The following is a 728-nucleotide window of genomic DNA, read 5'->3' as shown; positions in this document are numbered from 1 at the left end:
CGTCCCGGCCGGGTCGCGGAGCGTCCCGGCCGGCGTCATCACACTCAGGCGGTGAGCTCGGCGGCGGTCTTGCCGACCTGGCTCTCGTCGACGGCCTTCATGATGCCGTGCTCCATGAGCAGGTCCTCGAGCTCGTCCATGGTGATCGGGGTCGGGATGATGCCGTTGCCGGCATTGCCGTGCACCTTGGTCGCCAGGTTGCGGTAATGCTGGGCCTGGGCGCTGTCGGGCGCATACTCGATCACGGTCATGCGGCGCAGCTCGGCGTGCTGCACGATGTTGTCGCGCGGCACGAAGTAGATCAGCTGGGTGCCGAGCTTCTTCGCCAGAGACTCCGCCAGCTCCAGCTCCTTGTCGGTCTGGCGCTCGTTGCACACCAGGCCGCCCAGGCGCACGCCGCCGGAGTTCGCATACTTCAGAATGCCCTTGGAGATGTTGTTGGCCGCATACATGGCCATCATCTCACCGGACATGACGATGTAGATTTCCTGGGCCTTGTTCTCGCGGATGGGCATGGCGAAGCCGCCGCACACCACGTCGCCCAGCACGTCGTAGGACACGTAGTCGATGTCCTCATACGCGCCGTTCTCTTCCAGGAAGTTGATGGAGGTGATCACGCCGCGGCCGGCGCAGCCCACGCCCGGCTCCGGACCACCGGACTCCACGCAGCGGATGTCCTGGTAGCCGACCTTCATCACGTCCTCGAGCTCGAGGTCTTCCACCGAGCC

General features: G+C 65.4%; 1 protein-coding gene. It reads right to left on the bottom strand.

Annotated elements, in window-relative coordinates:
• Positions 1 to 44 precede the first annotated feature (44 nt).
• The coding region (gene nifH / locus L0966_RS22160) for a nitrogenase reductase (protein WP_234054271.1) at positions 45 to 728 on the bottom strand (684 nt) is incomplete at its 5' end.

This window comes from Xanthobacter sp. NM-59 (assembly GCF_021401125.1).
GTDB lineage: Bacteria > Pseudomonadota > Alphaproteobacteria > Rhizobiales > Xanthobacteraceae > Xanthobacter.
This window is presented reverse-complemented; position numbering and strand designations above follow the sequence as displayed.